Below are 26,872 nucleotides of genomic sequence, written 5' to 3'. Positions count from 1 at the left end.
CCGGGTCCCGAACGTCGCCGGGACGTGGAAGGACCTCACCGACAACGTCAACTTCATGGCGCACAACCTCACCAGCCAGGTCCGCAACATCGCCCAGGTCACCACCGCGGTGGCCAACGGCGACCTCACCCGCAAGATCGACGTCGACGCGCGCGGCGAGATCCTCGAACTCAAGACCACCATCAACACCATGGTCGACCAGCTGAGTTCGTTCGCCGCCGAGGTGACCCGGGTGGCCCGCGAGGTGGGCAGCGAGGGGCGGCTCGGCGGCCAGGCCGAGGTCGAGGGCGTCTCCGGCACCTGGAAGCGCCTCACCGAGAACGTCAACGAACTCGCCGGCAACCTCACCCGCCAGGTGCGCGCCATCGCCGAGGTCACCAACGCCGTCACCGCCGGCGACCTCACCCGCTCGATCACCGTGGACGCCTCCGGCGAGGTCGCCGACCTCAAGGACAACATCAACTTCATGGTGGAGTCCCTGCGCGAGACCACCCGCGCCAACGAGGACCAGGACTGGCTGAAGACCAATCTCGCCCGTTTCTCCGCGCTGATGCAGGGCCGCCGGGACCTGGGGGTCGTCGCCGAGTCCATCATGGACGAGCTGACCCCGCTGGTCTCCGCGCAGTGCGGCGCCTTCTACCTCGCCGAGGAGACCGACGACGGGACGGTGCTGCGGCTGGTCGCCTCCTACGCCTTCCCCAGCGACTCGTCCCGGCCCGGCCCGTTCCGGCTCGGCGAGTCCTTCGTCGGCCAGTCCGCCCGCAGCCGCCGCACCATCGCCGTCGACCAGCTGCCGCCCGGCTACCTGTCCGCCACCTCCGGCCTGGGCCGCACCGACGCGCTGGCCCTGATGGTGCTGCCGATCATCGTCGAGGACCAGGTCCTCGGTGTGATCGAGCTCGCTGCCGTCCAGCCGTTCACACCGGTGCACCGCGACTTCCTCGGCCAGCTGATGGAGACCATCGGCGTCAACGTCAACACCATCGTCGCCAACGCCCGCACCGACGAGCTGCTCGGCGAGTCCCAGCGGCTCACCGCCGAACTCCAGGCCCGCTCCGAGGAGTTGCAGGCCCGCCAGGAGGAACTGCAGGTCTCCAACGCCGAGCTGGAGGAGAAGGCGGAGCTGCTGGAGGCGCAGAAGAGCGACATCGAGGCGAAGAACCTGGAGATCGAGCAGGCCCGCCAGGAACTGGAGGACCGCGCCCACCAGCTGTCCGTCGCCTCGAAGTACAAGTCGGAGTTCCTGGCCAACATGAGCCACGAACTGCGCACCCCGCTCAACAGCCTGCTGATCCTCGCCCAGTTGCTCGCCCAGAACCCCACCCGGAACCTCACCGCCAAGCAGGTCGAGTACGCGGGCATCATCCACTCCGCCGGCTCCGACCTGCTCCAGCTCATCAACGACATCCTCGACCTGTCCAAGGTCGAGGCCGGCAAGATGGACCTCAACATCGAGACGGTGCCGCTGGCCACCCTGGTCGACTACGTCGAGGGCACCTTCCGCCCGATGACCGGCCAGAAGAGCCTGGCCTTCGCCGTGCGCACCGGCGACGGCGTCCCCGGCGAGCTGCGCACCGACGACTACCGGCTGCGCCAGGTGCTGCGCAACCTGCTCTCGAACGCCGTCAAGTTCACCGCGCAGGGCGGCGTCGACCTGCGCATCGAGCCCGCCGCCGAGGCGGAACTCCCCGACGGCGTGCGCCGGGACGGCCCCGTCGTCGCCTTCCGGGTCACCGACACCGGCATCGGCATCGCCCCGCAGCACCTGGAGACGGTGTTCGGCGCCTTCCAGCAGGCCGACGGCACCACCAGCCGCAAGTACGGCGGCACCGGGCTCGGCCTGTCGATCAGCCGCGAGATCGCCTATCTGCTGGGCGGCGCGATCACCGTCGAGAGCACCCTCGGCCAGGGCAGCACCTTCACCCTCTACCTGCCCACCACCCGGCCCGACCTGTCCGAGCCCGCCACGGCGGCCGCGGCGGCCGTCGAGCCCGTCGGCGGTCCGCCGCTCGCCGACAGCCCCGCGGTGCCGCTGCCCGCGCGCCGCCTGCTGGTCGTCGAGGCCCGCGCCAACGGGCTGCTCGGCCTCGTCGCCGAGAACGCCCTCGCCGACCTGCCCCGCACCGACGGCCGCGAAGTGGAGATCATCACCGCCGTCGGCGTCCACGAGGCCGCCGCCACCCTGGCCGACGGGCCCTGCCACTGCCTGGTGCTCGACCTCGACCTGGCCGACGGCGCCGCGCTCGCCCTGCTGAAGGACATGGACGGCGACCCGGCCCTGCAGTCCGTCCCCGTGCTCGCCCACCGCAGCCGCGCCGTCGCCACCGACGACGACCTGCTCACCCGCGGTGCGACCAGGCCCCTGGAGATCCTCTCCAGCCTCGACGAGCTGCGCGAACGCGTCGCCCTGCACATGAGCGCCGAGCGGCCCGAGGACATCCGCCCGCGCACGGCCCGTACCGCACCGGCGTGGGACCCGGACGCCGACCCGAGCCTGGCCGGCCGCACCGCGCTGGTCGTGGACGACGACGACCGCAACCTCTACGCGATCACCGGGATCCTCGAACTGCACGGGATGAACGTGCTGCAGGCCGAGAACGGGCGCGCCGCACTGGACGCCCTGGCCACCCATGCCTCGATCGACGTCATCCTGATGGACGTCATGATGCCCGAGATGGACGGCTACACCGCCACCGCCGCGATCCGCGCGATGCCCGAGCACGAGCGGCTGCCGATCATCGCCGTCACCGCCAAGGCCATGCTCGGCGACCGGGAGAAGAGCCTCGCCGCCGGAGCCAGCGACTACGTCACCAAACCGGTCGACGCCGCCGACCTGATCGGCCGGATCAGGGACCAGCTCACTGCCCAGGCACTGAACCCCGGACACGGCTGACCCGCACCCGACCGTCAGGAGACCGCCGTGCACCAACCCCTCGACCCGCCCGCGGACCATACCGCGGGGGCCTTCCCCCACACCGGCACACCCACGGTGGGACCGCAGCGCGAGCACGCGGGCGACCGGCCCACCGGCACCCGCCCGGCCCCCGCCGCGGTCACCCGCCTCGCCGCCACGGTGGAGAACCTCCGCTCGGAGCTCGCCCGGGCCCAGGCCGACGCCGCCGGCCGCTCCCTGGTCGAGATGGCCGCCGGCGTCCTGGTCGAACGGCTGCGCTGCGGCCCGACGGAGGCGGCCGCCCAGCTGACCGCGCTCGCCGAACAGGCCGGCGTGCCCGTGCTGGAGTTCGCCGCCGAACTGGTCAACCAGGTCGCCGCGGACCGGATCTCCGCCATCGCCCGCGAGTTCATCACCTCTTCCGTGGACCGCCACGAGGAGGCCGCGGTACGGCTGCGCGTCGCCGAGGCGCACAGCCTGGCCGCCGGCGACAGCGAGTCGGTGGCCGACTCGATGCTCGCGACCGCGCTGCGCCCGCTGGGCGCCGTCGCCGTCGCGATCTGGGCCGCCCACCCCGACCAGTCGCTGACCCTCGAAGGCAGCGCGGGCTTCAGCGAGGCGGAGGCCCGCCGCTGGCGGTACGTCCCACCCGGTGTGTCCACCCCGGCCCGCCGGGCGCTCGACGAACGGGAGACGATCGCCTACCCCACCCTCGTGCAGGCGGCGCTGCCGACCATCGGCCAGCACGAGTACACCGGCGGACGCATCGCGGTGCCGGCCGGGACCGGCGGACGGCTGATCGGCGTGCTGGAGATCTGCTGGCCCACCGGCCTGCCCCCGCGGTCCCAGCCGCTCCAGCGCCAGTTCGAGGCACTGGCGGAACTGTGCGCCACCACCCTGGAGCCCTGGACCGAACCCACCGGCCCCGAGCGGACCGACCAGGAGTTCGACGACCTGCAACGGCTCACCGACGGCGTGCTCGACCCCTGCCTGATCCTCCGGCTCGCGCCCGGCCGCTCCGAACTGCCCCTGGAGTTCGCCGTCCGGCACGTCAACCCCGCGTTCGTCGACTTCGCCGGCCGACCGAACAGCGCGGTCGCCGGCGCGCGCCTGCTGGAGGCCTACCCGCTGGCCGCCGAGGCCGGCGGCCTGGCCGAGAAGGTGGAGCACGTCTTCGCCACCGGCGAGCCGTTCCGCACCACGGACATGCGGCTGGCCGCCACCGTCGACGGCATCCCGCTGCTCGCCCGGGCCCGGGTCAGCATCAGCCGGCACGGCCGGCACATCGTGGTGATCTGGCGGCTCGACGACGGGACGCCGCGGGTGGCCCGGCTGCTCCAGCACGCGCAGCGCCTGGGGAGGATCGGCGGCTTCGAGGAGAACGTCCAGACCGGCCAGATCGCCTGGAACGAGACCCTGTTCGACCTGCACGGCCTGCCCGCCACCGCCCAGCCGATCGCCCTGGAGCAGCTCCCCGAGCACGCCCACCCCGACGACCGCCCGGCGATCGGCCGGTTCCTGCGCACCCTGCTGCACCACCGGCGCCCGGCCTCCACCGCCTTCCGGCTGCAGCGCTCCGACGGCGTCGCCCGCCACATCCGCGTCGTCGCCGAACCGGTGCACGACGAGAACGCGGCGCTCACCACCGTCCGCGGCGCCTACCAGGACATCTCCGCCCAGCACTGGACCGAGGTCGCCCTCGCCGCCACCCGCGACCAGCTGGCGCACAGCGAGCAGCAGGCCGCCGAACGCAGCCGCCTCGCCCTCCAGCTGCAGCACGCCATCATGCCGCCCGCCCGCGGCCCGCTCACCCTGCACGACCTCCAGGTCGCCGTGCGCTACCGCCCCGCGGAGAAGGACCACCTGGTCGGCGGCGACTGGTACGACACGCTCGCCCTGCCCTCCGGGGAGATCCTGCTGTGCGTCGGCGACGTCGCCGGGCACGGCATCGACGCCGCGACCGGCATGGTCGCCCTGCGCAACGCCCTGCGCGGCCTGGCCGCCACCGGCGCCGGTCCGGCCCAGCTGCTGACCTGGCTCAACAGCGTCACCCACCACCTCACCGACAACGTCACGGCCACCGCCGTCTGCGCGCTCTACCACCCCGGGACCCGGCGGCTGCGCTGGGCCCGGGCCGGCCACCTGCCGCCGGTCCTGCTGCGCGAGGGCCGGGCCCGCGCCCTGCCGCAGCCGGGCGGGATCCTGCTGGGCGCGCTCGACCACGCCGACTACGACGAGTCGCACCTCGACCTCCGGGCCGGCGACACGCTGGTGATGTTCACCGACGGCCTCATCGAACGCCGCGACGAATCCGTCCAGGCCTCGCTGGACAGCCTGCTGTCGCTCAGCGAGACGACCTCCCTCGCCAAGGACGGCACACCCGACTCCCTGGAGAGCCACCTGGACCACCTGCTGCGCTACAGCAGCGCGGACACCGACGACGACACCTGCCTGGTCGGCATCTCGGTCGACCGGGCGGCCGACGCGGCGGTGGAGTGAGCACTGGAGGGGTGAGCGCCGGAGGAGTGAGCGCCCCGGGGCCGGCCCGCGCCCCCGCGGCCGGTCCTTCACGAAGCATTCACACGAGAAGCAGGCGTGCGATCCGCGGGAGCGGGTAGCCGGGGGACGGACCGCACCACCGAGGGAAAGGACCGGCATGGCTACGACCAGTGACGACATCCTCCTTGCCACGCCCGAGCACCGGACCGGACCGTCGACGGCCGCCGCACCCGCCCCGACGCGGACGGTCCTCCCGGAGCTGGCCGATGTCGAGGACCCCCGGCAGGTCGCCCCGGCCGACGCCCGCGAGCTCACCCGGGTACTCCTGGCACGACTCGCGACCCTGGAGGAGGGCACCCGCGAGTACTCCTACGTGCGCTCCACCCTGGTCGAAGTGAACCTGTCGCTGGTCCGGTTCGCGATCCGCCGCTTCGGCTCGCACCGCGAGAGCACGGACGACCTGCTCCAGGTCGGCTCGGTCGGCCTGATCAAGGCGATCGACCGCTTCGACATCGGCCACGGCGTGGAGTTCACCACCTTCGCCGTCCCCACCATCCTGGGCGAGATACGCCGCCACTTCCGCGACACCACCTGGGCCGTCCACGTGCCGCGGCGGCTTCAGGAACTGCGCATCACCCTCGCCAGGGCCCAGGAGGCGCTCTCCCAGCGCCTCGACCGGGCCCCGACCGTCGCCGAACTCGCCGAGCACCTGTCCCTGTCGCAGGAGGAGGTCGTCGAGGGCCTCACCGCCGCCAACGCGCACAGCACCGACTCCATCGACCTGGTCGGCGGCCGCGACGACGAGGGCACGAGCCCGCTCGCGGACCGCCTCGGCGAGCACGACCGACGGCTCGACCTGGTCGAGGACCTGGTGTCCCTCGAACCGCTGGTGGCCGCGCTGCCCGAACGCGAGCGCCTCATCCTGTCCATGCGCTTCACCCAGGACATGACGCAGTCCCAGATAGGCGCACGCCTCGGCCTGTCCCAGATGCACGTGTCACGCCTGCTCAGCCGCACGCTCCAGCAGCTGCGCCGCGGTCTCGACGGCGGCTGAGCGGGCCGCGACACCCGGCCGCCGGACACCACCCGTGTCCGGCGGCCGCCGTTCGGCCGGACCGCGCCGTGCGCGTAAGGTCGTGAGGCCGTGAGGCGTGAGGCCGTGAGGACATCCGTGGAGGGGACGACCATGCCGACCCAGAACGACCCAGCAACCGCCCCGCGGGAGGCGGCCGCCGCAGCCGGCTCCACCGCCCCGCTGCCTCCGGTCGACGACCGCAGCGCCGTGTGCGTCCTCGTGGGCGACCTCGACATCGAGACCCTCCCCCCGGCCGAGCAGGCCCTCGACGAGGCGCTCCGGACCCGTCCGCGGGTCCTCGTGGTCGACCTCGAACAGGTGGGCTTCTGCGACTCCTCCGGCCTCAACCTGCTGCTCAAGGCCCGCATGGGCGCCACCGCGGCCGGCGCCGAACTGCGCCTCGCGGCCGCCTCCCCCACCGTGCTGCGGCTGCTGGAGCTGACCGGTGCCGACACGGTGTTCGCGCTCCACCCGTCGGTCGGGGACGCGCTCGCCGCACCCCGGTGAACGCGGGTGACGGACGAGTGGCGTGGCGCGCCCGGGGCGCAGGTGCATGAACCGGAGCCGGGCGGGAAGCAGACCGGCGAAGAGCGCCGAACCGAAAGGGCACCCGTTCATGAACACTCGCCGGGAGACCCTGGACGAGAAGCGCACCGAGGTCCGGCCCGTCAGGTCGGTGCTGCCGGCCGGCGGGCACCAGCGCCGCCGGACGACCTTCGCCGGGCAGCACAAACCCGTCGCGCGGGCCAGGGAGTTCACCCTCGCCGCGCTCACCGACTGGGCGTGGCCCGAGGCCGGTGACGTCGTCCTGCTGGTCGCCGAGCTCACCGCGAACGCCGTGCTCCACACCGACGGCCCGCTCGAACTCGTCCTGGACCTCTCCCCCGCGCGTCTGCGGATCGAGGTCAGCGACACCTCCCCGGTCCTGCCCGCGCCCCGCCGGCCGCACCACCCCGGCCTGCCCGGCGGGCACGGCCTGTACATCGTGCAGCAGGCCTCCGACCGGTGGGGCGCGGTACCGCACGAGCGGGGCAAGACCGTCTGGGCCGAGATCGACGCCCGGCCCGTCGCCGTACGGTTCTGACCCCGTCCGACCCCACGGCTCGCGGCAGGCATGGCCTTCCCGCGGCCGGGCAGACGCACCGGCGACCCCCGAACGGAGGTGGCACCGTGACGAGCACCGCCGTCCCCGCGGCCGGGCGCCGGCTGGGGGCGGTGTGCCGGCGTGTGTGGCGGCAGGGGCACGAGATCGAGCTGATGCAGCGCTCGCTGGCCTTCGCCGCCCTGTTCTTCGTCACCCTGGTCCCGCTGCTCATGGTGATCGCGGCGGCCTCCCCCGCCCGGGGTAACGGCATCGCCCAGTGGATCACCGACGGTCTGGGGCTCACGGCCCGCGGCAGCCGGTCCGTCGGCGTGCTGTTCGGCCCGCGCGGACAGGTCCTCAGCACCACCACCGGTCTCGGCCTCGCCGCACTCGCCGTGTTCGGCGTCTCCCTCACCGGCGCGATGCAGTCCGCCTACGAGCGGATCTGGGGTCTTCCGGCGGGGCCGTGGCACGGCGTGTGGCGCCAGGCCGTGGCCCTGGCCGCCGTGACCGCCTACCTGGTGCTCGCCGCCTGGAGCGGCGTGCCGGGGCACGGCACCGACGCCCAGCCCGCCCTGCGCATCGCCACCACCGTGCTCGGCGGCGTCCTGCTGTTCTGGTGGCTGCCGCGCCTGCTGCTCGGCCCCCGGGCGCCGTGGCGCAGTCTGCTGCCCGGGGCGGTCGCCACGATGGCGGCCCTGGCCGGACTGCGGCTGTTCTCCCGGCTGGTCTTCGCACCGCTGCTGGTGTCCAACGCCGTCTCCTACGGCACCGTCGGCACGGTCCTGGTCGTGCAGGCGTGGCTGATCGGGGTCGGGTTCACCGTCTACGGCGGGAGCGTCGTCGGCCGGGCGCTGCAACGGGCCGACGGCGCCGACCGTCCGGACGGTGCCCCCGTCTGAGGGCGGCCCGGGTCGGCGGTTCCGGGCTCCGGGTTCAGGATTCCGGGGCTATTGCCCTGGGATCCACCGGTTTGCCTCCCCGGATCGGGGATATCCGGGGAGCATGGAAGATCTGGAACACCCGTCCCCGACCGACAGGAGAACCGCGCCCATGGGCACCGTCCCCGTCCCTCCGGACCCCGACCTCACTCCGACGCCCCCGCCCGGGCCGCCCGCACCACCTGCACCGCCGACACCGCCGGAGCCGGGCCGGCCGCCCGTGACACCCGACCCGCCGGCCCCTCCCGGCCGGCCCGTCCCGATCTTCCCGCCCGAGCCGCCGTCCCCGGAGCCCGATACCGAACCCGGCCGCAGCCGGCCTGCCCCCGGGCGGTACAGCCCCGCCGAGCCGCCGGACTGAGGACGTGCCTCACGCGGGCGGGAGCGCGGGCGGGCGCCGTGGCGCCGCGAGCACCGCGCACCGGGGCGGTCAGAGCCGCTCCTCCATCCGGACGGCTGCCTTCAGGTCCTCGTGCGCCTGACCGCGCTCGCCCTCCTGCTGTTCGAGCAGCGCCCGCGCGATCGCGTCCAGCTTGCGCTGGACCGCGTGCTCGGCCCGCCGCTCGGCGTTCTTCAGCATCGCCAGCAGCAACAGGGCCACCGCCGCCATCGAGTCGCCCGCCAGGATCTGCCACTCGGTCGACAGCCCCGCCATGTGCACCGCGACGAACGCCACCACGAGGCCCAGGCAGAACACCGCGAACACCGGGGAACTGGTGAAGTTCGACGCCAGTTCGGCGAACCGCGCGAACCGTCCGCGCTCCCCGTCGGTACCCTTGCGCGCCGGGTGCTGGAATGTCATGGCGTCGCTCCTCTCCGGCCACCCGTACGGCGGCTCCCGGCCCGTCCCAGCAGCGTGTGCCCAGTTCGCGCGCGGAGAGTCGGCCACGACCGGGACGGGTCCGGGAGGCTTCCGCTCCGCCACCGTCCACCGGGCCCAGGGCGAGGAGGCCGACGTCGTCGCCCTCGTCCTCGTCGTCGTCCTCATCCTCGTCCTCGGCGGCCGCCGCGGGGACCCCTGGCCGGCGCCGGCGGTCCCCCGGGCGTCAGCTCCGGGCATCAGCTCCGGGCGGCGTGGATCGCGCGGCTCTTGCGGGACTTCACGGTCTGCGGGTGGAACTGGCCCAGCACCCGGTGGCGGTCGGCCGCCACCTGCTCCAGCAGCCGCGCCGCCTCCCCGTGGTGCCCGGCCTCGCCCAGGTTGCAGGCGTGGTTGTGCCGTGCGGTGAGGGTGTGCGGGTGGTCCGGGCCGAGGACGCGCCGGCGGTCGGCCGCCACCAGCTCCAGCAGCCGCGCCGCCTCCTCGCGGTACCCGGCCTCACCCAGGTAGTAGGCGTGGTTGTGCCGACTGGTGAGGGTGTGCGGGTGGTCGGGCCCCAGGGTGCGCTGCCGGTCGGCCGCCACCTGCTCCAGCAGCCGGGCCGCCTCCCGGTACTGCCCGGCCTCGCCCAGGTTGTAGGCCTGGTTGTTGCGCGCCCTGAGCGTGTCCGGGTGGGCGGCGCCCAGCAGCCGGGCCCGGCCGTCGGCCACCTGCGCCAGTACGGCCGCCGCCTCGTTGTGGCGTCCCTCCCGGCTGAGGGAGCCGGCCAGCTCGTGGGCCGTCGTCAGCTCGGCGACGGTAGGCAGCCGGACGGCCGTGGCCGGAGGCAGGGGCGGAGGCGGAGGCGTCGCGACCACGGCGGTCGGTGTGGCGACCACGACGGTGGGCGTGGCGACGGCGGGTGCGGCGACGGCGGCTCGCAGCGCCTCGGCCACGGCCAGCGCCGAGCCGGGGCGGTCCGCCGGGTCCTTGGCCAGGAGCTGCAGGACGACGCGGTCGAGGCCGCCGGGCAGGTCGGGCCGGTGGTGCCGCGGTGGCACGGGCTGCTCGTTCAGATGGGCTTCCACCTCGGCGTACGGGCTGCCGCGGAAGCCGAAGGGCGGTGTGCCGGTGAGGAGTTCGTACAGCACGCAGCCGAGGGAGTAGAGGTCGGCGCGGCCGTCGACCCGCAGGCCCCTGGCCTGCTCCGGGGCCATGTAGGCCGGGGTGCCGATGCCGCTGCCGGCGGGGGTGAGCCGGGTGTGGCCGGCCATCAGGTAGGCGGCGATGCCGAAGTCGAGGACGACGACGGCTTCCGTGCCGTCCGCGTGCCGGGTCAGGAAGAGGTTCCCGGGCTTGATGTCCCGGTGCGCGACGTCCACCGCGTGGGCGGCGGCCAGCGCGTTGCAGATCTGCACGCCCCACTCCACCGCCCGGACGGGGTCGAGCCGCTCACCCGAGCGCAGGGCGTCGGCGACGGACCGGCCGGTGAGCAGGCTCATCACCACGTAGGGCGTCGCCAGACCGGCCTCCCGGTGAATGCCGTAGTCGTGCACGCCGATGATGTTCGGGTGCTGGAGCCGCGCGGTGATCCGGGCCTCCCGCTCGAAGCGGGTCTGAGCCCCCTGGTCCTCCGCGCCGTCGACCTGGGGCAGCAGGACCTTGACCGCGACGTCCCGTTGCAGCCGGGTGTCCTGGGCCCTCCAGACCGCCCCCATCCCACCGGTACCGACGCAACGGTCCATCCGGTACCGGTCGTTGATCATCGTGCCCTGCCGCATCCGCTCCCCCACCCCGAGTCCCGTCCGGCTCACCGTAGTGTGCGCGGACGGCCCGGCGCAGCCTCGTCCGGGGTTCCCGATCAGCGGGCCGGGGTCCCCCGGCGAGCACGGGGTCAGCCGACCGGGAACGGCTACACGTCGGCCGGGAACGGCTCCGGGTCGGCCGTCCCCGGCCGGACGAACCCCCGTGCCCGCGCCACCGCCTCGCGGACGTCCGGGGCCGGGTCGTCGGCGAGGCCGGCCAGCAGTTCGGCGACCCCGGGCGTGCGCCAGTCGCCGATCGCCCACACCAAGGACTCCCGGACGCGGTGGTCGGGATGGGCGGCGAGGTGGGCGAGTTCGGCGATCGGGCCCCGGCGGCGCCGGAGCAGCCTGAACCAGTCCAGGACCGCCTCCAGCTCGGCCGGGTCGCCCGGATCCCCGGCGGCCGCGATCCGGGCGAGCAGCACGCCGGTCGGCGGCGGCGGGCCGTCCAGCGGGTGCGGGAGGCGCTCGCGCAGCCGCCGCGCCCCGTACCCGCCCCGCACCCGGCACCCGACACAGGTGCAGGGCCGGGTCCCGTGTGCGTCGGGCCGGTACCGCCAACCCACCACCTGCGGGGCGGCGCGGACCCGGTGCACCTCCGCCCGCCCGATCGCCCGGGGCACGAACACCTCCCACCCGCGCGGGTCGTCCAGCGCCGCGATCCGCCGCACCGCCTCCGCCGCGGGGACCTCGGCCTGGTCGCCCAGTGCCCGGTCCCAGTAGGACCCGACCAGCACCGGCTGGGCGTCGTCCAGCCGGACGTGGACGGCCACCCGCCCACCCCGCCGGTCGAAGCGGCCCAACTCGCGCATCCACTGGTGGGTGAGCGTGTACGACGGCAGCACCGGGAAGCAGTACACCCCGCGTGCGCCGTCCTGGCCGTGACTGACCGCGCGGATCCCGGCCCGCCGGATGCGCGGCGCGTTCGCCGCCGCCGTCAGGTGCACAAATATCGCCATGACTCGGCATGCTAGGCGTTCGGCCCCGCGGAGTCCGGGGAATTACCCGCCGCTCCGCGCCCGCCGGGGGCGGCGGAGCTCATCCGCTCGTAGAACCTGGCGTACCGGGTGGACCGCCGGTTGTGCGCCCGCACCGGGCGGCCCGCGACCGTCATGGGTCCGTCAAGAACGCGCCCCCCGCCGTCATGGTGCCGTCAGCGGCGGCCCGGGCGCGGCGGCGGGAGCGTTCCATGGACAAGGGTCCCCGGAGGCGGGGACCCACCGGGTGTCACGCGACCGAGGCGGAGGCGAGCAGCCATGACCGGCACCACGAGCGGGACCACGACCGGCCCCACGAGCGGCACCACCAGAGTGATCGTCGGACTCAGCGGCTCCCTGGGCAGCCTCGCGGCGCTGTACCGCGCTGTGGCCGAGGCCGCCCGGCGGGAGGCCGTCCTCGTCCCGGTCGCCGCCTGGTCGCCCTCGGACGGCGACCAGCGGGGACCGCGCCCGCTGTCCGAACTGGAGCACGCCGCCCGCCGCCGCATCGACACCGCCTTCGAGCAGGCTTTCGGCGGCTACCCGGCCGGCCTGATCATCCACCCGCTGACGGTCCGGGGCGGCGCCGGGCCCGCCCTGGTCTCCGCCGTCACCGGACCGGCCGACCGGCTGCTGATCGGCACCGGTCGGCACGGCCGCCTCGGCCGGCTGCTGCCCGGTTCCGTCCTGGGCCACTGCCACGCGCACGCGAGCTGCCCGGTCGTCCCCGTCTCCCCGTCCGAGCTGCTGGAGCGGCTGGAGTTCAGTGCCCGCAGCGGCGCACCGCTCCCCTTCGCGGCCGGCCACCACGGCGCCGGAGGCTCCCTCCCCCGCCCCGTCGGCGTGCGCTGATCACCGGGCCGGCCGCCCGGCCGAGGGTGATCGCGAGGGCCGCCCCTGACGGGGCCGGAGGGTTCGGAAAACCGAACCCCCGGTTCGGGGGGCCGCACCATCGATCGGTGCGCGGCGGCCGCCCAGGATGGCGGTATGAACGGAACGACACAGACCACCGGTACCCCGGCCGCCGCGAGGGCGGACGAGCTGTACCGCGAGTACGGACGCGGCACCGCCGCGGTGCGGGCACTGCGCGGGGTGTCCGTGGCCTTCGCCCCGGGCACGTTCACCGCGGTGATGGGGCCGTCCGGCTCCGGGAAGACCACCCTGCTGCACTGCCTCGCCGGGATGGACCGGCCCACCCGGGGCACCGTCCGGTGGGGCGACACCGAGGTGTCCGGGCTGCCCGAGCGGCGGCTGGCGGAGCTGCGGCGCAGCCGGGTCGGGTTCGTGTTCCAGGCCTTCAACCTGATGCCGGCCATGACGGTCGCCCAGAACGTGGAGCTGCCCGGCCGGCTGGCCGGGCGGCGGCCCGACCGGCAACAGGTGCTGGACGCGCTGGCCCGGGTCGGCCTGGCCGGGCGCGAGCGGCACCGGCCGGGGCAGCTCTCCGGCGGTCAGCAGCAGCGGGTGGCGATCGCCCGGGCCCTGGTCTCCGGCCCCGAGGTGCTGTTCGCCGACGAGCCGACCGGCGCCCTGGACCGGTCCACCGGGCACGAGGTGCTGGCCCTGCTGCGGTCCGGGGTGGACCGGGACGGCCGGACCTGCGTCATGGTGACCCACGACCCGGTGGCCGCCGGGTACGCGGACCGGGTGCTGATGCTGGCCGACGGCCGGGTGGTCGACGAGCTGGAGCGTCCCACCGCCGCCGAGGTCGGCGAGCGCCTGAGCCGGCTGGGCGGGTGAGCGCGATGACCTCCCTGACCTCCCTCGTCCTCGGACAGCTGCGTCGGCGTCCGGCCGCCTTCGCCGGAACGGCGGTCGCCCTGCTGCTCGCCATCGCCGCGGTCACCCTGTTCGGCTCCCTGTTCGCCGCCGAGCTCGCCACCCCGGCGGCCGTCCGGAAGGCGGCCGCCGGACCGGGGCTGATGGTGATCGCGGGGGCGTTCGGCGAGATCGCCGTCCTGGTCGCGTTTTTCGTCGTGGTCAACGCGCTGGGTTTCGCGCTCCGTCAGCAGCACCGTGAACTGGCGTTGCTGCGCACGGTCGCGGCGACACCCCGGCAGACCCGGCGGCTGGTGCGCGGCGAGGTCCTCGTCACCACCCTGCTGGTGGCGGTGCCGGGCTGGGCGCTCGGCGCGGTGGCGGCCCGGTGGTTCCTCGCCGCGCTCCAGCGGCGCGGCATGGCGTCGTCGGCCGTCCGGGTGCCGGGGACACCGGTGCCGATGCTGGTCGCCCTCGGCGTCGTGCTGCTCGTCGGGCTGGCGGCCTCCGCCGTGGCGGCCCGGCGGATCTCCCGGATCGCGCCCGCGGCGGCGCTGACCGCGAGTTCGACCGAGCACGCGCGGACCGGTGCGCTGCGGCTGCTCGCCGGGACCGGCGCGCTGGTGGGCGGTGTCCTGCTGCTGCGGCTGTCGGCGACGCGGCCGGCCGACCAGGTGGACAAGGCGGGGCAGGCCGCGCTGCTCGCCTCGCTGGTGCTGCTGGTCGCGGTCGCCCTGGCGGGACCGTTCGCGGCACGGGTCCTGGCGGCCGTCCTGGGTGGGCCGCTCCGGGTGCTGGCGCCCGGAGCGGGCTGGCTGGCCGACGCCAATCTCCGCGGTTACGCACGGCGGCTGTCGTCCGCGGTGGTACCGGTCGCACTGCTGGTGGGGCTGTCGGGCACCATGTCGATCATGACATTCACCGCCGGGCGGGCCACAGCGGCAGCGGGGGGTTCCGCCTCCTCCGTGACCTCCGCCACCGACATCTGGCTGCGGCAGGCCGAGCTGGGGATGCTGGTCTGCTTCGCCACGGTCTCCGTCGTCAACACTCTGGTCGCCGTGACGGCCGACCGGCGCCGGGAGTTCGCCCTGCTGCGCCTGGTGGGCGCCACCCGGCCGCAGCTGCTGCGGATGCTCTCGGCGGAGGCGGCGCTGACCACCGCGGTGGGCGTCCTCCTCGGCGCGGCGGTCGCGGGCGCCGCGGCCTCGGCGTTCAGCGCCGCGGTGACGGGTTCGGCGGTGCCGCCGGTGCCGGTGGGGACCTGCGGGTGGATCGTGGCGGGCGCGGCGGCGCTGGTCCTGCCGGGCATCCTGGTCACCGGCCGCTGGGCGGTCGGCGGACCGGCTGCGGAGCTGGTGGGCGGCGGCCGTGACTGAACGTGCCGACGGCGCGGGCGGCAGTACGGCGGGCTGCACGACCGACGGCACGGGCCGGGGTGCCGCGCCCGGGTGGCGGCGCCACCTCGCCGTCCGGGGCGGGGACTGGGCCTTCGCGATCCTCGGGCTGCCGGTCGCGCTGCTCGGCGGGCTCTACGCGATCGCGGTCCTGTACGCGGGAGTCCTGCTCTCGCTGACGGTGGTCGGCCTGCCGTTCGTCGTCCTCGCGCTGCTGGGCGTGCGCAGGCTCGGCGCACCGCAGCGGTGGCTGGTGGGCCGGCTGCTCGGCGAACGGATCGAGCCGCCGGCCCCGCTGCCCCGCCCGGCGGGGGTACTGGCCCGGGGCCGGGTGGTGCTCACCGATCCGGTCGCCTGGCGGGTGCTGCTCCACCTGGTGCTGCGCCTGCCGTTGGGCGTTCTCGGACTCGCGGCCGCCGTGCTGCTTCCGCTCGGCGGCGGGTGGCTGGTCGGCTTCCCGCTCTGGGTCCGGCTGCTGGAACCCGGCCCCCGGGCGACCGGCTGGCCGGAGTTCGTCGCCGTGCCCCTGGGCCTGGTGCTGCTGGCCTCGGCGCCGGGCGCGGTCCGGGCCCTGAGCGGGGTGAACCGGCGGCTGGCCCGGGTCCTGCTCGGACCGGTCCGGGCGCAGCAGCGCGTACGACAGTTGGAGAACGCCCGCACCGGGCTGATCGCGGCGAACACCGACCGGCTCCGCGGGCTGGAGCGCGATCTGCACGACGGCACGCAGGCGCGGCTGGTCGCGCTGGCGATCACGCTCGCGCTCGCCGAGGACGCGCTCGGCCCCGTCCGTCTGCCCGCGGACCCGGCCCCCGGGCCCGGCACACCCGCGGACACCGACCGGCTGCGCGCCCTCGTCACCCGGGCCCGCGGGCAGACGGACGACACCATCGCCGAACTCCGGCTGCTCACCCGGGGCATCCATCCGGTGACGCCGGAGGGCGGCCTCGGCGAGGCCCTGCCCGGTCTCACCGCGACCTGCCCCGTACCGGTCGACATTCGCCTGGACCTGCGGCAACGGCCGGAGCCGGCCATCGAACAGGCGGTCTACTACTGTGCCGCCGAGCTGCTCACCAACATCGCCAAGCACAGCGGCGGCCGCTCCGCCGAACTCGCGGTGCGCGCGGCCGACGGCCGGGTCCGGTTGCTGGTGCGCGACGACGGCCGGGGCGGGGCGGTGCCCGGGAGCGGGAGCGGCCTGGCCGGTCTGGCCGAGCGGCTGGCGGCGGTGGACGGGGTGCTGCGGGTGGACAGCCCGCCCGGCGGGCCCACCACGGTCACGGCCGAGCTCCCGGCGGCCCTGTGAGGTGTCGTCACCCCTCCTGGTCGGCGAGGTACGCGAGCACGGCCTTCACCCGCCGGTTGTCCACGTCCGTCGCGGGCAGGTCGAACTTGGTGAAGACGGCGGCCACGTGCTTCTCCACCGCCCGCTCGGACACCACCAGCAGCGTGGCGATCGAGCGGTTGGAGTGGCCCTGCGCCATCAGCTCCAGCACCTCGCGCTCGCGCGGCGTGAGGGTGTCCACCAGGCGCCGCCGCGCGCCGCGCATCAGCCGGGTGACCACCTCCGGGTCGAGCGCCGTCCCGCCGTCGGCGACGCGGTGCAGCGCGTCCATGAACTCCGAGGTCCGGGCGACGCGTTCCTTCAGCAGATAGCCGATTCCCGCGGCGCCGCCGGCCAGCAGCCGGGCCGCCCAGGCCGTCTCGACGTGCTGGGAGAACACCAGGATGCCCGTCCCCGGGTCGGTCGAACGGATCTCGACGGCGGCCCGGATCCCCTCGTCGGTGTGGGTGGGCGGCATCCGGATGTCCACCACGGCGACGTCCGGCCGGTGCTCGGCCACCGCGGCGAGCAGCTCGGGCGCCGTCCCGGCCGTGGCCACCACCTCGCACCCCCGCGCGCCGAGCAGCTCGACCATGCCGTCCCGGAGGATGACGGAGTCCTCGGCCAGTACCACGCGCAACCGCTTGTCGATCATGACGCCATTATCGGGTCCGCCGGATCCGGCCCGGGAGCCGCAGGTGGGCGGGCCGGACCGCGCTCGGGCGGGCCCGGGCCCGGGCCGATCCGCGCTCGGGCGGGCCCGGGCCCGGGCCGATCCGCGCTCGGGCGGGTTCGGGATACTGCCGGGATGACAAACGAACTGACGGCCCGGCCGGAGACGGTGGCGGACGGGGACGGGGAGCGTCGGGCGCTGCGGCGGGATGTGTCGGGGCCGGCGCTGCTGGCGGGCCTGGTGTGCGTCGCGGTGTCGTTCTCCGGTCCCCTGGTGGTGGTGCTCGCGGCGGCCGCCGCCGGGCGGCTGGACACGGCGCAGACCGCCTCCTGGATCTGGGCGGTGGCGATCGGCAGCGGGGTGAGCGGCTTCGCGCTGAGCTGGTGGACGCGGACGCCGGTGGTCACCGCCTGGTCGACGCCCGGGGCCGCGCTGCTGGTGACCAGCCTGGGCGACTACCCGTACCGGGAGGCGATCGGGGCGTTCCTGGTGAGTGCGGTGACGGTGACGCTGTTCGGGGTGACCGGGTGGTTCGGGCGGCTGATCGCCGCGGTGCCGGTGGGGATCGTGAACGCGATGCTGGCGGGCATCCTGTTCTCCTTCGGCGCCGGGATCTTCGGTGCCGTGCACAGCGCGCCGACGCTGGTGGTCGGTGCCTTCGCGGCGTTCCTGATGGCCAAGCGGTTCGCGCCCCGGTACGCCGTGCCGGTGGCGCTGCTGGCCGGCGGGGTGCTGGCGGCGCTGACGGTCGGGCTGCCGCTGCGCCTGGGTTCGGGCGGGCCGACGGTGCCGGTGCTGACGGCGCCGGCGTTCTCCTGGTCGGCCCTGGTCGGTCTGGCGCTGCCGCTGACGATCGTGACCCTGGCCTCGCAGAACGCGCCGGGTCTCGGGGTGATGCGGGCCTTCGGCTACCGGGCGGACGACCGGCTGCTGATCGGTTCGACCGGCGCGATATCGGTGCTGATGACGCCGTTCGGCTCGCCGGGGGTCAATCTGGCCGCGATCACGGCGGCGATCTGCTCGGGCCCGGAGGCGCACCCGGATCCGCGCCGCCGGTATGTGGCGGCGATGTCCTCGGGTGCGCTGTACGTGCTCGTGGGCAGTTTCGGCGGGGTGCTGGTGAGTCTGTTCACCGGGCTGCCGAAGGAACTGATCGCGGTGATCGCCGGGGTCGCGCTGCTGGCCTCCCTGCAGGGCAGCCTGGCGGCGGCGGTCGCCGAGGAGCGCGGGCGGGACGCGGCGATGGTGACGTTCCTGGCGAGCGCCTCGGGGATGAGCCTGTTCGGTATCGGCTCGGCGTTCTGGGGGCTGGTGTTCGGGCTCGGCACCCACCTGGTCCTGGACGCCCGGCGGGACGGCGGGCAGCGGTAGCGGTAGCGGCAGCGGCGGGCAGCGGTAGCGGCAGCCAGCGGAAAGCACCGCGGCAGCGGAGTGCGCGGCACGGGAGGGGCGTGCACGAATCGTTCCGCTCCCCGGGAGGCGCCCAGGTCGGGGCGGGTCCCAGGTACCGCGGCCGTGCGCCGAGGTCCCGCCCGGCCGGGCGGGACCGGCCCGAAGCGGTCGAAACCGGCGTGCGAGAGCACTGACACGAGCCGGGCGCGACACCGGGCGCCACCTGCCCGGCCTTGGCAGGGATCACCGCGACGGCGGACGCTCTGTGCACAGCCGATCATCGGCTGATCCCACTCACAGTCAGCCCCGGGAGGGCACCCATGTCGTTCTCGCGCACCCGCATCGCCGCCGTCGCCCTGCTCGTCGCCGGCGCCACCGCCCTGGCCGTCCCCGCCCAGGCGGCCGGCGGCAACCGGGCGCTCAGCCGGTTCGACGACGGCAGCTTCGAGACGCCCAAGGCCCCCGCGAACTCCTACATCCCGCTGACCGCCGGTCAGACCATCGGCCCGTGGAGCGTCGCGAGCGGCAGCGTCGACCTGATCGGCGCCGGCTTCTGGCAGGCCGCCGAGGGCGACCAGTCGGTGGACCTCAACGGCTCCAACGCCGGCACCGTCACCCAGAGCTTCACCACCGTCCCGGGCACCACCTACTCGGTCACCTACTCCCTGGCCGGCAACCCGGCGGGCGCGCCGGCCCTGAAGACCGGCCGGGCGCTGGTCGACGGCCAGAACTTCCAGGACTTCTCCTTCGACGTCACCGGCCGGACGTTCGCCGCCATGGGCTACGTGGGCCGTCAGTTCACCTTCGTCGCGCAGGGCGCGTCGACCACCCTGGGCTTCACCAGCACCGTCGGCGGGGCGTACGGGCCGGTCGTCGACAACGTGCAGGTGAAGGAGTGCAAGCCCTGTTGCGGCTGACCGGGCCGCTCCACGAGCGCGGGGGCCCGGTGGTGCGGCCGCACCACCGGGCCCCCACACGTTCAGCGGGTGCAGCTGATCGCGGCGTTCGCCCCGTAGTAGCCGGGGGCGAGCCGGTAGGACTCGGCGAACAGCAGCACGCACTGCTCGTTGAGGAAGCCGCTGAGCAGCGCACTGTGGCGAGCCTGCGTCTCGGCCTCGCGCTTCGCCTTCTTGGGGCTGTTCTCGTAGGCGGAGCCCGTGAACCTCTGCGTCTCCTGCGCGACGGCCGCCGTGACCGCGCCGGTGCGGGTGCCGGTGGCGGTGGCGGTGGCGGTGGCGGTGGCGGTGGTGGCGGTGGTGGCGGTGGTGCCGGTGGTGCCGGTGGTGCCGGTGGTGCCGGTGGTGCCGGTGGTGCCGGTGGTGGCCTGTGCGGCGGTCGGCACGAGCGCCGCCAGACCCGCGAGGACGAGCGCGGCCGCGCCCCGGACGAACATCGACGTCATCTCAGTGGTCCTACTTTCCTTCTCGGTGGACATCGGGGGTGGGTCAGCGCTGGCAGAACACCTCGGCGACCACCGAGTACGCACCGGTGCCGGTCGGCTTGATGTCGGTGCCGCGCAGGTAGCACTGGCTCCGCAGCCAGCCGGCCCGCTGCGCCTTCGCGAAGGCCGCTTCGGCCGCGCTGGACACCGCCGCGGACTGCGTGTAGCCGTAGCCGTTGGCCGTGAAGGACGCCGACTCGGTCGCGGCGGTCGCGGAGACCCCGGCGGGGGCCGCGGGGGTGGCCTCGGCGGCGGCGACACCGCCGAGCAGGCAGGCCGAGGCCGCGACCGCCACGACGGTGGCGCGCAGACGGAGCGAGGAAGAACGGCTCACGGGAACTCCTCCAGAGCGGATCCGATGGTCACGACACCGACCCCGCGCCCCGGACGATCGCCGGGGCGGAGTCGGCAACATCAGTCTCCGTGTACGGAGTTCGGCCGGACAAAGCCCTTCGAGCACCGTCGAATACGGACTCCGGACGCCCGGCCGGGAAGCGCCCTCAGGGGGCGGCGAACAGCCCGGGGAAGGAGGAGGCCAGCCACGGCCGGCGGCCCCAGGCCAGCACCTGGCCCCGGCGGAGCGCGTCGGTGGCGGTGAAGCGGCCCAGCGCGATGAGGAGGAACGCCACCGGTTCGGTGAGGATGGTGCAGTCCGGACGGCGCGGCGGCTCCTGGCTCACCACGGCCGCACCGTCCGTGAAGGTGACCGCGAAACCGTCCAGGCCCCGCACCCGCAAGCGGTAGCAGGCGCTGTGGCCGGCCGCCGCCTGGGAGTCCACCACCAGCGGCATGGCCGTCCGCAGGAAGGGCATCGTCAGCCCGACCCGCCGCCGGTCGATCGGGTGCGGCCGCCCCAGCGCGACGGCGATGTCGTAGAGGTGGCCCAGCATGTGGGTCAGCAGGTAGGCGCCGAGCGTGTCCAGGTCCATGCCGCCCAGCGGGGTCAGCACCGGTTCCCCGCCGCCGCGCGGGCCGGCCGCCGCGGTGAACCGCCGGGCCTGCCGGGCGATCTCCGCGCCGAGCACGGCCGGGTCCCGCTCCGGCCGCTCGGCCAGCGAGGCCGCGTTGGCCGCCGCCAGCGAGCCGGGGGTGCCGTCCCCGTACGGCCGGTCCGCGCCGGCCGCGAGTTCCGCCATCAGCTCGTTGGCCATCGCCAGGTGCGCGGCCGCCTCGGCGACCGTCCACTCCGCGCCGGGTATCGGGGTCGCGCCGCGGCAGTCGGCGAGCAGGGCGACGGCCGCGTCACCGACCTCGGTGACCGCGTCGAACAGCGCGCCGCGCCCGGCGCCGGGCCCCTGCGCGGGGAACGGGAGGGTCATGGTGGAGAACCATGGCCGACTCCCCCGTCCCTGTCCAGACCCGCGCCGCAGGCCGGGCCGCACCGCGAAGTACCTCAGGCTCACGGCAGGGCGAGGCGCAGCCGCTCGCTGACGGCGTGCATCGTCCGCTCGTCGAGCCGCTTCTCCTGCACCTCGACGTCGTAGAGGCCGGGGCGGATCGTGGTCACGAAGTCCGCCAGGACGTGACCGGCAACGTCGTCCACCGTGCACCCCTGGTGCGCACCGATGGAGACGGCCGTCGGCCACTCGTCCGAGCCGGTGCCGATCTGGGCGACGACGACGGTGTCCAGGACGGCGTTGCGGGTGTCGTTGGAGATCACCACCCACATCCCGCCCATGCCGTCGCGCCCGACGACGATCACGTCCCCGCGTCGCAGCGAGGTCACAGCGTCCCCTCCATGGCGCTGACGGCGAAGTAGGTGGCCCGGTCGGCGAGCGCCGTCTCCTCGGCGCGCCCGAGCGTTCGGCTCATGTGGCGGTAGCCCGCCTCCAGGGTGACGGCCAGGGCCCGGTCGAGGGCGGCGATGTGGACGAAGCGCTTGACCGGGAGTCCGGCGGCGGCCGCCGCCCGCCGGATCCGGGTCAGCTCGGCCTCCGTGAAGGAGACGTTCAAGGCTGGCATGGCCATGACGGTACCGGCATCCGGTACCGGCGGCCAGGTGCCGTCGGCGCCTGCGGCGGGGCCCGCCCGGGTGTCAAGACACGGCGGCCGGTCCCCGACCCGGCCCGTGCCGGACATACCCGCCGTCCGGGCCCTCTTGACATCCCCGCCGGAGGTCGGCGGCTGCTCTCCTTGTGGAGGCACCACGGCCAGGCGCTTTCCTCACACCCGACAGGAGAACAGCCATGCCCATCCCCTACGCCCGCCAGGCACTGACCGCCCTCGCGACAGGGGCGGCCCTCGTCGGCGCCAGCCTCACCGCCGCCGGACCGGCGTCCGCGGCCACCGAGCGGGCCGACTACCAGGTCGCCTGCGCGACCAGCAACTACCACTGGTGCGACGCGGTGAGCGCCAACGGCGAGTACGCGCAGATGAACGTGTACTGGGGCAGCGACGGCCACGAGTACATCGACGCGTTCTTCAACACCAACCACTACGGCCAGAACCTGTGGATCCTGACCTGGAACGGAAGCGGCTGGGACTGGGCCGGCGTCCCCGCCACCTACGACCGGCACGACGGCTTCTGGATGGCCGTCGACAACGGACGCTCCGACGCCGGCAAGACCATCAAGCTCGCCATCTACAACTGGGACACCGGCGGCTACATCTACACCAACGCGCACTGACCGCCTTCCGGAACGCGGCCCGCGCGCGCCGGCGCGGGCCGCATCGCCTCATTCCCCGGACGGAAGCGGAGGGCCGGGCCGGCTCCGCGGACGGCGGTCGAGGACGCGCAGGCGCAGCCGGTACGGCCGCAGGACGGTGGTCAGGCGCATCGGGCGGTCGTCGGAGCGGCGGCGGCCGGGCACCGCGACGGGGCGCCGACGCCCCAGCAGGGTGGCCAGCGCGATGGCGGCCTCGGTGCGGGCGAAGTCCGCGCCCAGGCACTGGCGCGGGCCGTTGGCGAAGCCGGCGAACGCCCAGCGCGGCAGCGCGGCGGCCCGCTCGGGCAGCCAGCGGTCCGGGTCGAAGCGGGCCGGGTCGGCGAAGATCCCGGAATGGTGGTGGGCGACGTACGGGCTCAGCACCACCTGGGTGCCGCGCGGCAGGGTACGGCCGCCGAGCTCGGTGGTCCGGGTGCAGGTGCGCAGCAGGACCCAGCCCGGCGGGTGGAGCCGCAGGGCCTCGGTCAGCACCCGCTCGGTGTACGGCAGTCGGGGCAGGTCGCTCCACCGGGCGGGTCGGCCGGCCGGCAGTGCCTCGTCGAGCTCGCGGTACAGGGCGGCGAGGACGTCGGGGTGGGCCGTCAGCAGGCGCAGGGTCCAGGAGAGCTGGGAGGCGGTGGTCTCGGTGCCGGCGAGCAGCATGGCGACGACCTGGTCGTGCAGTTCGGCGTCGGACAGGGCCGTGCCGTCCTCGTCGCGGGCGGCGACCAGGCCCGCCAGCAGGCCGGTGCGGTCGGCGCCGTGCGCCCGGTGGTCGCGCACCAGCTCGGTGACGGTGCTCCGCAGGGTGCGCACGGCCGCGCGGTAGCGGGGGCCGGCGGGCAGTCGGACCACCCGTCGCAGTGCTCCGGCGAACGCGGTCTCGAACGCCCGCTGGAGGCGGCCGGCCAGGACGTCCGGCACCTCGGTGCCGAGCAGGGTGCGCGTCACCACCCGGAGGGTGAAGCGGTAGCAGGACGGGAAGACGTCCACCACCTCGCCGGGCCGCCAGGAGTCGGCGAGCAGCGCCGCCTCCCGGGTCATCACCTCCGCGTACGCGGCGACCCGGTCGGGCCGGAACTCCGGTTGCAGCATCCGGCGTTGGCGCCGGTGGTCGGCGTGGGCGCAGGTCGCCACCCCGTTGCCGAGGATCTCCCGGAAGCGCCCGTAGATCGGGCCGCCCTTGTCGAAGGTGCGGTCGTCGGCGTAGACCTGCCGCAGCAGCTCCGGGTGGCAGGGCACCACCAGCCGGTTCGGCCCCAGCCGCAGGTCCACCAGGTCGCCGTGCCGGTGCAGCCCGGCCAGCAGGGCGGCCGGATCTCGCACCAGCGCGGGCAGGTGCCCGAGCAGCGGCACCGCCCCGGGCAGGCTCGCGTGGACGTAGGCGGGGGGCGCGGCATCCCGCGCGGACGAGGACACGTACAGCAGCGTAGACACGGCAGGGGGCGGGCGGCAGTACCCGGGCGTCCGCCGCGCCCGGGTACGGCCCGGCCTTGAGGGCGGGGCGGGGGGGGGGTCAGGCGCCGGTCGCGGCGGAGGCTGCGACGGTGGCCGCGGTGGTGGCGGCCAGGATCGCGACCTGGGTGGCGCGGATCGTCTCCTGGACGGCGTCCGCCGCCCACTGGCCCTCGGCGAGGGCGGCCATCCTCGGCTCGACGCGCTTGCCCGGCTCACCGGGGAAGGCCAGCCGGTACAGGCGCGCGCCGTGCAGGAGGCCGATCAGCCCGGCGGTCCGCGCGTCCGGCTCGGCGTCGTTCAGCACGACGTCGTTCAGCCGCTCGCGCAGCTCGCGCTCGACCGTGCCGTCCGCCTCCGGGAAGCGGCGGACCGGGAAGAGTCCGAGTATCCGGTGCCGTTCCTCGGTGACGATGCCGCGCCCGCGCAGGCTCTCCAGGGCGGCCCCGACGCTCTTGGCCTGGTCCTTCCTCAGCCAGGCCGCCACCGTCGCGGACCTGGTGCTCCCGGCCCAGGCCGCGAGCGACTCCAGGCAGCCGTCCAGCAGCGGGTCGCCGGTCGACGCGGTGTCGACCACCTCCACCCGGCCGCCTTCGACGCGGATGCGCTCGGCGAGCGCCAGCTCCAGCAGCAGACCGCCGGCGACGATCCAGCCGACCGCCCAGCGGTCCTTGGCCTGACCGCTGTCGTCGTCCAAGGACAGCAGCATGATCTCTTCGGCCAGCGTGACGTGCATGGTCAACCCCCGTGATCAAGGTACGAACGCCCGGCGCCGGGGACGGTGGCCTCCGGCCGGGACGATCGAACGATCGAGTGATGATAGATCATTTCGATCGGAAAGACCTCAGACGGGTCGAACCGGGCGGGCGGCGAGCAGGTCGTCGAGGCCGACGATCCGGTAGCCGCGCCGGCGCAGGCCGGTGATCACCTCGGGCAGCGCGGCGACGGTCTGCGAACGGTCGCCGCCGCCGTCGTGCATCAGCACCACCGAGCCCGGACCGACCGCGTCCAGCACCCGCTCCGCGACGACCCCGGGGCCGGGCCGGGACCAGTCCTTCGCGTCGACGTCCCACAGCACCGTGGTGAGGCCCGACCCGGCGACCGCCGTGAGGAGTTCCGGGCTGCGGCCGCCGTACGGGGGGCGCAGCCAGCGCGGCGGGCGGGTGCTCCCGCAGGCGCTGGCGAGGGCGTCGGCGGTGAAGCCGAGCTGCTCGCGGAGCCCGATCGGGCCGAGGTCCGGCAGATAGGCATGGGACCAGCTGTGGTTGCCCAGGGTGTGGCCCTCGGCGGCGATCCGGCGGACCACCCCGGGGTGGGCCAGGGCGTGCAGGCCGATGCAGAAGAACGTGGCGGGGGCGTCGTACCGGGCGAGCACGTCCAGCACCTGCGGGGTGTACTCCGGGTGCGGGCCGTCGTCGAAGGTCAGCGCCACCAGCGGGTCGGCTCCTCCGCCTCCCGCCAACAGCAGCCCGCGTCCGGCGAGTTCGCGCTCGACCGGTCCGCTGGCCGCCTCCGCGGCGGCGATCCCGTCCTCGCGGCCGGCCATGGTCCAGCCGTCCGGCGGCAGCGCCGTCAGCGCCTCGGGGCGGGAGCGGCCGAGCGCGGCCAGGGAGCGCGCCGTCGTCCGACCGTCGCTCAGCAGCGGCGGGTCGGCCCGGAGTACGGGTATGCCGAGGGCCGCGAGCGGGGCGTCCATGATGCCGTTGGAGCTGTCGAGGACCACCGCGAAGCCGTCCGGCGACTCCCCCGCCAGCTCGGCCAGCCGCGCCAACGGCCTTTCCAGACCGCAGTGTTCGTACACCTCGTCCACCGCGCCCACCCCGGACGGCCCGTCCTCGACGCCCGCCACGGCGATCCGGTAACCCTCACGCGTCAGACCCACACCTGCGAACCGCACTGTGCTGCGCCTCCCTTGGACCGTTCGAGACCGGCGGGACTGCTGCGCGTCGGCTGCGGGCGGCTGCGCACGGCCGCCGCCGACGGCGGGCAGGCCAGATCATACGGACGCCGGGCCTCCGCGACGACAGGTACGGCAGGCAGCTTCCGGCCGAGGGGGCGGAGGTCGGAAGCGGAGTCCGGGGGGCGAAGGCCGGGGACGGAGTCCGAGGGCCGGGAAAACGGAAGGACGGGCGCCGGTTAGGGTCGGAGCCATGTCTACCGCTGCCCACACCCTGCGCCCCGCCACCCGCCGCGACCTGCCCGCGATCCTGGCCCTGCTGGCGGACGAGGACCGGGTGGTGGACCCGGCCACCGTCGTGGTGACGGAGGCGTACGAGCGCGCCTTCCACGCGATCGACACCGACCCGCGCAACGAGCTGCTCGTCCTGGCGGACGCGGACGCAGACGCAGACGCGGACGGCACCGTGGTCGGCTGCCTCCAGGCGACCTACATCCCGGGCCTCGGCAAGGGCGGCGCCGAGCGCGCACTGCTCGAAGCGGTGCGGATCCGCGCGGACCGGCGCGGGGGCGGCCTCGGCCGCATCCTGATGGCGCTCGCGATCGACAGGGCCCGTTCGCGCGACTGCGCGCTGGTCCAGCTGACCAGCAACAAGCAGCGCGAAGCCGCGCACCGCTTCTACGCCGGACTGGGCTTCGTCCGCAGTCACGACGGGTTCAAGCTCGCGCTCTGAGGCCGGTGTTCCGTGCACAGGGGGAAGCCGACCGGCGGGGAAGCGGCAGCGGAGCGGCCGGTTCCGGCCAGGCCGGGGGTGGGGCGGGGC

Annotated in this window: 26 protein-coding genes; 14 read left to right on the top strand and 12 right to left on the bottom strand. The window is 74.9% G+C overall.

What is annotated here, in order from left to right:
• The 6 genes from ADK60_RS06780 to ADK60_RS06755 form a co-directional block, all read left to right on the top strand.
• Positions 1-2,893, top strand: a 2,893-nt coding sequence (locus ADK60_RS06780; protein WP_053644041.1) for a hybrid sensor histidine kinase/response regulator, incomplete at its 5' end; no start/stop codon positions are given.
• A gap of 27 nt (positions 2,894-2,920) precedes the next feature.
• A complete protein-coding gene (locus tag ADK60_RS06775) occupies positions 2,921-5,392 on the top strand; it encodes a SpoIIE family protein phosphatase (protein ID WP_079008108.1) in 2,472 nt (823 codons plus the stop codon).
• 157 nt (positions 5,393-5,549) lie between these two features.
• Complete coding sequence (locus tag ADK60_RS06770) at positions 5,550-6,446, top strand: RNA polymerase sigma factor SigF (protein WP_045944899.1); 897 nt, start codon at positions 5,550-5,552, stop codon at positions 6,444-6,446.
• Between the two features lie 132 nt (positions 6,447-6,578).
• Entirely contained in the window at positions 6,579-6,974 is a 396-nt protein-coding gene (locus ADK60_RS06765; protein WP_052709737.1) for an STAS domain-containing protein, read from the top strand.
• Between the two features lie 109 nt (positions 6,975-7,083).
• Positions 7,084-7,551 (top strand): ATP-binding protein, encoded by a 468-nt coding sequence (locus tag ADK60_RS06760; protein ID WP_052709736.1) that lies wholly within the window; start codon positions 7,084-7,086, stop codon positions 7,549-7,551.
• Between the two features lie 86 nt (positions 7,552-7,637).
• Entirely contained in the window at positions 7,638-8,453 is an 816-nt protein-coding gene (locus tag ADK60_RS06755) for a YhjD/YihY/BrkB family envelope integrity protein (protein ID WP_053644039.1), read from the top strand.
• Positions 8,454-8,922: 469 nt separating this feature from the next.
• On the opposite strand, the gene ADK60_RS06750 is transcribed toward ADK60_RS06755, so the two are convergent.
• From ADK60_RS06750 to ADK60_RS06740, 3 genes are all read right to left on the bottom strand, one after another.
• On the bottom strand, positions 8,923-9,294 hold the full coding sequence (locus ADK60_RS06750; RefSeq protein ID WP_045944897.1) for a low affinity iron permease family protein: 372 nt from the start codon (positions 9,292-9,294) through the stop codon (positions 8,923-8,925).
• 257 nt (positions 9,295-9,551) lie between these two features.
• On the bottom strand, positions 9,552-11,105 hold the full coding sequence (locus ADK60_RS06745) for a serine/threonine-protein kinase (protein ID WP_159400326.1): 1,554 nt from the start codon (positions 11,103-11,105) through the stop codon (positions 9,552-9,554).
• A 98-nt stretch (positions 11,106-11,203) separates the two neighbouring features.
• Entirely contained in the window at positions 11,204-12,055 is an 852-nt protein-coding gene (locus tag ADK60_RS06740; RefSeq protein WP_199839613.1) for a HEAT repeat domain-containing protein, read from the bottom strand.
• Between the two features lie 297 nt (positions 12,056-12,352).
• Here ADK60_RS06740 and ADK60_RS06735 point away from each other — a divergent pair, with 297 nt between their 5' ends.
• The 4 genes from ADK60_RS06735 to ADK60_RS06720 all read left to right on the top strand — a co-directional run bounded on the left by ADK60_RS06735 (position 12,353) and on the right by ADK60_RS06720 (position 16,528).
• A complete protein-coding gene (locus ADK60_RS06735; RefSeq protein WP_063783070.1) occupies positions 12,353-12,925 on the top strand; it encodes a universal stress protein in 573 nt (190 codons plus the stop codon).
• Positions 12,926-13,060: 135 nt separating this feature from the next.
• The gene (locus ADK60_RS06730; RefSeq protein ID WP_053644035.1) at positions 13,061-13,813 is read left to right on the top strand and encodes an ABC transporter ATP-binding protein; all 753 of its coding nucleotides are present in this window, start codon (positions 13,061-13,063) and stop codon (positions 13,811-13,813) included.
• A gap of 14 nt (positions 13,814-13,827) precedes the next feature.
• The gene (locus tag ADK60_RS06725; protein WP_107094524.1) at positions 13,828-15,207 is read left to right on the top strand and encodes an FtsX-like permease family protein; all 1,380 of its coding nucleotides are present in this window, start codon (positions 13,828-13,830) and stop codon (positions 15,205-15,207) included.
• Positions 15,200-16,528: a sensor histidine kinase gene (locus ADK60_RS06720; RefSeq protein WP_079008107.1), complete on the top strand. Its 1,329-nt coding sequence runs from the start codon at positions 15,200-15,202 to the stop codon at positions 16,526-16,528. Before ADK60_RS06725 ends, ADK60_RS06720 begins: the two co-directional genes overlap by 8 nt.
• A 7-nt stretch (positions 16,529-16,535) precedes the next feature.
• On the opposite strand, the gene ADK60_RS06715 is transcribed toward ADK60_RS06720, so the two are convergent.
• Entirely contained in the window at positions 16,536-17,201 is a 666-nt protein-coding gene (locus tag ADK60_RS06715; RefSeq protein WP_045944272.1) for a response regulator transcription factor, read from the bottom strand.
• Positions 17,202-17,354: 153 nt separating this feature from the next.
• On the opposite strand from ADK60_RS06715, the gene ADK60_RS06710 reads away from it, so the two are divergent.
• Together ADK60_RS06710 and ADK60_RS06705 are read left to right on the top strand one after the other, a co-directional pair.
• A complete protein-coding gene (locus ADK60_RS06710) occupies positions 17,355-18,590 on the top strand; it encodes a benzoate/H(+) symporter BenE family transporter (protein ID WP_053644032.1) in 1,236 nt (411 codons plus the stop codon).
• Positions 18,591-18,931: 341 nt separating this feature from the next.
• The gene (locus tag ADK60_RS06705; protein WP_045944274.1) at positions 18,932-19,528 is read left to right on the top strand and encodes a choice-of-anchor C family protein; all 597 of its coding nucleotides are present in this window, start codon (positions 18,932-18,934) and stop codon (positions 19,526-19,528) included.
• Positions 19,529-19,590: 62 nt separating this feature from the next.
• On the opposite strand, the gene ADK60_RS46240 is transcribed toward ADK60_RS06705, so the two are convergent.
• The 5 genes from ADK60_RS46240 to ADK60_RS06680 form a co-directional block, all read right to left on the bottom strand.
• Complete coding sequence (locus ADK60_RS46240) at positions 19,591-20,013, bottom strand: hypothetical protein (protein ID WP_053644030.1); 423 nt, start codon at positions 20,011-20,013, stop codon at positions 19,591-19,593.
• 43 nt (positions 20,014-20,056) lie between these two features.
• Positions 20,057-20,386 carry a hypothetical protein gene (locus ADK60_RS06695; RefSeq protein ID WP_053644028.1) on the bottom strand — a complete coding sequence of 110 codons (330 nt, stop codon included), beginning with the start codon at positions 20,384-20,386 and terminating at the stop codon, positions 20,057-20,059.
• A gap of 166 nt (positions 20,387-20,552) precedes the next feature.
• Positions 20,553-21,371, bottom strand: a complete 819-nt coding sequence (locus tag ADK60_RS06690; RefSeq protein ID WP_053644025.1) for a maleylpyruvate isomerase family mycothiol-dependent enzyme — start codon at positions 21,369-21,371, stop codon at positions 20,553-20,555.
• A gap of 80 nt (positions 21,372-21,451) precedes the next feature.
• A complete protein-coding gene (locus ADK60_RS06685) occupies positions 21,452-21,778 on the bottom strand; it encodes a type II toxin-antitoxin system PemK/MazF family toxin (RefSeq protein ID WP_045944276.1) in 327 nt (108 codons plus the stop codon).
• Positions 21,775-22,014 (bottom strand): hypothetical protein, encoded by a 240-nt coding sequence (locus ADK60_RS06680; protein ID WP_159394492.1) that lies wholly within the window; start codon positions 22,012-22,014, stop codon positions 21,775-21,777. Before ADK60_RS06680 ends, ADK60_RS06685 begins: the two co-directional genes overlap by 4 nt.
• A gap of 224 nt (positions 22,015-22,238) precedes the next feature.
• Between ADK60_RS06680 and ADK60_RS06675 the strand changes: the two genes are divergently transcribed.
• Positions 22,239-22,679, top strand: a complete 441-nt coding sequence (locus ADK60_RS06675) for a hypothetical protein (RefSeq protein WP_053644023.1) — start codon at positions 22,239-22,241, stop codon at positions 22,677-22,679.
• A gap of 48 nt (positions 22,680-22,727) precedes the next feature.
• Here the strand turns inward: ADK60_RS06675 and ADK60_RS06670 are convergent, their stop codons facing one another.
• From ADK60_RS06670 to ADK60_RS06660, 3 genes are all read right to left on the bottom strand, one after another.
• Entirely contained in the window at positions 22,728-24,116 is a 1,389-nt protein-coding gene (locus ADK60_RS06670; protein WP_053644045.1) for a cytochrome P450, read from the bottom strand.
• Between the two features lie 97 nt (positions 24,117-24,213).
• Positions 24,214-24,888, bottom strand: coding sequence for a GOLPH3/VPS74 family protein (locus ADK60_RS06665; protein WP_053644043.1), 675 nt, complete (start codon positions 24,886-24,888; stop codon positions 24,214-24,216).
• A gap of 108 nt (positions 24,889-24,996) precedes the next feature.
• Positions 24,997-26,034, bottom strand: a complete 1,038-nt coding sequence (locus tag ADK60_RS06660) for a polysaccharide deacetylase family protein (RefSeq protein ID WP_053644021.1) — start codon at positions 26,032-26,034, stop codon at positions 24,997-24,999.
• A gap of 268 nt (positions 26,035-26,302) precedes the next feature.
• On the opposite strand from ADK60_RS06660, the gene ADK60_RS06655 reads away from it, so the two are divergent.
• Positions 26,303-26,782, top strand: a complete 480-nt coding sequence (locus ADK60_RS06655) for a GNAT family N-acetyltransferase (protein ID WP_053644018.1) — start codon at positions 26,303-26,305, stop codon at positions 26,780-26,782.
• Positions 26,783-26,872 lie beyond the last annotated feature (90 nt).

The organism is Streptomyces sp. XY431 (assembly GCF_001279805.1).
GTDB classification, from domain to species: Bacteria; Actinomycetota; Actinomycetes; order Streptomycetales; family Streptomycetaceae; genus Kitasatospora; species Kitasatospora purpeofusca.
Note: the sequence above shows the minus strand (reverse complement) of the source record. Positions and strands in the feature narration are given on the sequence as shown.

Bases quoted from the DNA above. Each gene is read 5' to 3' on its own strand.
- ADK60_RS06770 (WP_045944899.1), top strand. From the start codon at position 5,550: ATGGCTACGACCAGTGACGACATCCTCCTTGCCACGCCCGAGCACCGG.
- ADK60_RS06760 (WP_052709736.1), top strand. From the start codon at position 7,084: ATGAACACTCGCCGGGAGACCCTGGACGAGAAGCGCACCGAGGTCCGG.
- ADK60_RS06765 (WP_052709737.1), top strand. From the start codon at position 6,579: ATGCCGACCCAGAACGACCCAGCAACCGCCCCGCGGGAGGCGGCCGCC.
- ADK60_RS06665 (WP_053644043.1), bottom strand. From the start codon at position 24,888: ATGCACGTCACGCTGGCCGAAGAGATCATGCTGCTGTCCTTGGACGAC.
- ADK60_RS06680 (WP_159394492.1), bottom strand. From the start codon at position 22,014: ATGCCAGCCTTGAACGTCTCCTTCACGGAGGCCGAGCTGACCCGGATC.
- ADK60_RS06710 (WP_053644032.1), top strand. From the start codon at position 17,355: ATGACAAACGAACTGACGGCCCGGCCGGAGACGGTGGCGGACGGGGAC.
- ADK60_RS06730 (WP_053644035.1), top strand. From the start codon at position 13,061: ATGAACGGAACGACACAGACCACCGGTACCCCGGCCGCCGCGAGGGCG.
- ADK60_RS06675 (WP_053644023.1), top strand. From the start codon at position 22,239: ATGCCCATCCCCTACGCCCGCCAGGCACTGACCGCCCTCGCGACAGGG.
- ADK60_RS06715 (WP_045944272.1), bottom strand. From the start codon at position 17,201: ATGATCGACAAGCGGTTGCGCGTGGTACTGGCCGAGGACTCCGTCATC.
- ADK60_RS06750 (WP_045944897.1), bottom strand. From the start codon at position 9,294: ATGACATTCCAGCACCCGGCGCGCAAGGGTACCGACGGGGAGCGCGGA.
- ADK60_RS06690 (WP_053644025.1), bottom strand. From the start codon at position 21,371: ATGACCCTCCCGTTCCCCGCGCAGGGGCCCGGCGCCGGGCGCGGCGCG.
- ADK60_RS46240 (WP_053644030.1), bottom strand. From the start codon at position 20,013: ATGACGTCGATGTTCGTCCGGGGCGCGGCCGCGCTCGTCCTCGCGGGT.
- ADK60_RS06735 (WP_063783070.1), top strand. From the start codon at position 12,353: ATGACCGGCACCACGAGCGGGACCACGACCGGCCCCACGAGCGGCACC.
- ADK60_RS06740 (WP_199839613.1), bottom strand. From the start codon at position 12,055: ATGGCGATATTTGTGCACCTGACGGCGGCGGCGAACGCGCCGCGCATC.
- ADK60_RS06705 (WP_045944274.1), top strand. From the start codon at position 18,932: ATGTCGTTCTCGCGCACCCGCATCGCCGCCGTCGCCCTGCTCGTCGCC.
- ADK60_RS06655 (WP_053644018.1), top strand. From the start codon at position 26,303: ATGTCTACCGCTGCCCACACCCTGCGCCCCGCCACCCGCCGCGACCTG.